At 69.2% G+C, this 3,404-nt stretch carries 4 protein-coding genes; 2 read left to right on the top strand and 2 right to left on the bottom strand.

Features of this window, described 5'->3' with window-relative positions; translation table 11 throughout:
• Positions 1-288 precede the first annotated feature (288 nt).
• Both AB0B48_RS32455 and AB0B48_RS32450 read left to right on the top strand, forming a co-directional pair.
• Entirely contained in the window at positions 289-1,197 is a 909-nt protein-coding gene (locus AB0B48_RS32455) for a GNAT family N-acetyltransferase (RefSeq protein ID WP_357208326.1), read from the top strand.
• Positions 1,197-1,688 (top strand): barstar family protein, encoded by a 492-nt coding sequence (locus AB0B48_RS32450; protein ID WP_357208323.1) that lies wholly within the window; start codon positions 1,197-1,199, stop codon positions 1,686-1,688. Before AB0B48_RS32455 ends, AB0B48_RS32450 begins: the two co-directional genes overlap by 1 nt.
• Here AB0B48_RS32450 and AB0B48_RS32445 read toward each other — a convergent pair.
• Positions 1,655-2,128, bottom strand: coding sequence for a hypothetical protein (locus AB0B48_RS32445; protein ID WP_357208321.1), 474 nt, complete (start codon positions 2,126-2,128; stop codon positions 1,655-1,657). The genes AB0B48_RS32450 and AB0B48_RS32445 overlap by 34 nt on opposite strands.
• Before the next feature lie 154 nt (positions 2,129-2,282).
• Positions 2,283-3,119 (bottom strand): CPBP family intramembrane glutamic endopeptidase, encoded by an 837-nt coding sequence (locus AB0B48_RS32440; RefSeq protein ID WP_357208318.1) that lies wholly within the window; start codon positions 3,117-3,119, stop codon positions 2,283-2,285.
• Positions 3,120-3,404: the final 285 nt, after the last annotated feature.

Raw genomic sequence — 3,404 nt, 5'->3', positions numbered from 1 at the left:
CCCCGCGACCCCCCCCACCAACATGGTTGGGGGGGGGGGGGGCCCGACCGCCGGCGGGGCTCTCCCCCCAAACCCCTACCGGCGGGCCCCCGCGGTCGCGCCGGGTCCGCCCGCATCACATGCCCGGAGGGCGGCGAAGCCCTGCGTCCCGGGCCTGCTTGGCCACGCTGATGCACCCGACCTCGGCCCCTCCGTGGGCCCGCCGCACGGGTTGGTGCAGCGCCTGCAGGTCCTCGGGACGCACAAAATTCCGGTGTCGATCCGATGGGCGGTGGCTAGCGTACGCGGATGAGCATTGTCCCGAGGACCGGACTGCGGCTGCGATTCCTCAGCGACCCGGGCGAGTTCCTGACCGTTGCCGGTGACTACCTGGGCGCCGATCCGGTCGTCAGCACGGTCGTGACCACCATCGCGCACCGGCTGTTGTCGCAACGGGCAGAGGGTATCCCTCAGCCCGACCGCAACTGGTGGCTCGTGGTCAGCGACGACTCCGGCGCGGTGGTTGGTGCCGGGATGCGCTCGGCGCCGTATGCCCCCTATCCGCCGTTCCTGCTGCCCATGCCCGACGAGGCGGCCGTTGCGCTCGCCCACGCGTTGCACGAGCGCGGGGAGGAGGTCCTCGCGGTCAACGGCGCCCTGCCCGCGGTCGACCTGTGCACCGCAGCGCTGGCCCAGCTCGGCGGGGGTGAAGTCCGGGTCAACCAGCACACACGGCTGCACCAGCTCGGTGAACTGACATCGCCACCACCGGTGCCCGGCAGCTTGGTGCCCGCGACCGTGGACGACGCGGGACTGGTCACCGAGTGGCTCGCCGCGTTCGTGGGCGACGCCGACGAACAGGCGGGCCGCCCCCGTGGTGCCAGCACGCACGAAGCGCCCGACCATGCGGAGGTGCTGCATCGGATCCACGCCGGACGGCTGTGGTTATGGCTCGACGAGACCGGGGAGCCGGTGCACCTCACGGGTGCCAACCCACCGTCGTTCGGGGTGGCCCGCCTTGGCCCGGTGTACACACCGCCGGCCCATCGGGGGCGCGGTTGGGCCAGCAACGCGGTCGCCGAGGTCTCCCGCCGAATCCAGGCCGAGGGTACGCAGGTCTGCCTGTTCACCGACCAGGCCAACCCGACGTCGAACAAGATCTACGCCGCCCTCGGCTACCGGCCGGTCGTCGACATGGCCAACCTGGTCATCGTCTGATGAGCAGCTGGTGGAGCGGCCCCACCGATCAGGTCGAGGTCTGCTCACGCAGTGCCCTGGTCGAGCTGGCGGCGGTGCTACCGGCAGCCGGCAGATTCGTCGTCGCCCGGCTCGACGGTGCGAGGATGACGGATGCTGACCACACCTTCTACGAGTTCTCCGACGCGCTGATCTTTCCCGGCTACTTCGGGTGGAACTGGGCCGCGCTGTCCGACTGCCTCCGCGACCTGAACTGGATGCCCGCGGACGGGTACCTCATCGTCGTCGAAAACGCGCCTCGGGTGTTGTCCAGCAGCGCCGAGGATCGGCACACGCTGTTGTGCATCCTGTCGCAGGCCGTACACCACTGGGCCAGGCCGTTCGGCCAACCAGCGTTCAAGGTGCTGCTGCTCTGCGACCGCGACGACGAGGCGGCGCTGTTGCGGCAGGAGATCGCCCGTGCGGACGCCGGTACGCCTCAGCGAGACGGCATCGCTGATCGCCGGCCGTAGGAAACGGTTGTCCCGACCAGCAACGCCGCCCCGGCGAAGAAGTAGGTGTTGATTGCGATGCCGGCCCAGATCTCGCCAGTGGAGACGTCCGCCACCCCCATGAAACCACCGCGACGGACGCCGCTGACCATCACAAAGTTCTCGGCCATTCCTGGCACACCGCGGATGACGAGCAGCACGCTGCCAAACACCAGTGGGGTCAGAAGTAGCCACCGGGGAAGTTGTCGCGCCGGCGGGCGGACGGTGGCCAGAACGACGGCTGCTCCGAGCGCCGATATCGAGATGAGCACCACTTTGAAGATCACGTAGGCCCTCATGCCCCACGGTCCGTCGCCGGTTGGATCGCGCCCAGGGAAGAACACCAGGATCACGTGGGACACCACAAAGACGATCAACCAAGCCAAGGCGCCGTACGCCCAGCGACTACTGAAAGCGGCCATACCAGCACCCTCGCCAAGCCGACACCGTGACGCCTCCCTCCCCGGGTCGGTTCCACTCCCCCAGGAGAGCGATAGCGAGGTGCGGGAGCACCGACGCACACCCGACCAGACGAGGACGTCTCCAATCGCTCGCTGGTCACGACGGCCTGCGGTCCTACCGGCTACTGACGGCCCGGGGCCGGGCTCGCCGCTCGCGCAGCCAGACCAGCACCACCATGGCGACGTTGACGGCGCCGAGGATCAGCAGGGACGCGTCACCGGAGTCGGTGGACCTGTCGATCGCGAAGGCCTCGCCGTCTGCCATCACCGTGTTGACGGTCGTGAACAGGACGTTGTTGGCGACGTGGAAGGCAACCGGTGCCTCGATGCCACGGCTGATGATGGCCATCAGGCCAGTGCTGACCCCGATCACTGTGTAGTAGCCGAACAACCAGGGGTCAGCCGACCCGTGGACCACGGCGAAGCCCAGGCCGGACACGACGAGCCCGACGACCAGGGCGGGGCGAACCGCACGCACCCAGGACGCGGCGGCGGGCAGCACCGCACTTCGGAACATCAGCTCCTCGCCGACGGCCTGCACCGGGGTGCTCAGCGCGATGATCGCCAGCATGCCGATCGTCGTGCCGGTGACACCGAAGGCGGTCCAGCCCGGGGCGTCGGGCGCGACCAGCGCCACGACACCGATCCCGGCACCCACCAGCAGCGCCGCCGCGACCAGGTAGTACGTCAGGCGGCGAGCGTCGAAGGCTCGGGACGCACTGATCAGGCTGCGCCACGGCACCCTGGCGATCCAGACCAGGAGCAGGATCGCCAGGGCGCCCGCCGTGCCGATGCTGACGTTGACGGCCAGGAACTTCAACGGCGTGAGGGTGGCTGACATCGGGTCGTCGCTGCCCTCGATGACGCCCACGAGCTGGTAGAGCAGAACCTGTAGCACCACCATCGCCAGCGGCGGCACGCCGATGACCACCAGCGGCTTCCACCAGCTCATCCGAAGGTGGGCACCGAAGGGCCGGGAGCTGTCGACGGCCAGCCGGGAATGCTCCGGCGTCTGGAGGCGCGAGCCTCCCGCACCAGAAGGGCTCGTCCCTGTCCAGGGTTCTGCGGCTCTGGGGGCGTTCATCGGGGAGCTCCCTCTCGTCGGTGTGGAGATCCCATTGCAGCGCTCATGGCGCCTCGCCGTCAGTGCCACCACGTCACCACGTCACAGTGACATTTCCACAGGCGTAGGTGAGCGTGCCACCGTCCGGGTCCCGGGAGCCGGCGCTGGAGAACG

Source organism: Micromonospora sp. NPDC049089 (assembly GCF_040648775.1).
GTDB lineage: Bacteria > Actinomycetota > Actinomycetes > Mycobacteriales > Micromonosporaceae > Micromonospora.
This window is presented reverse-complemented; position numbering and strand designations above follow the sequence as displayed.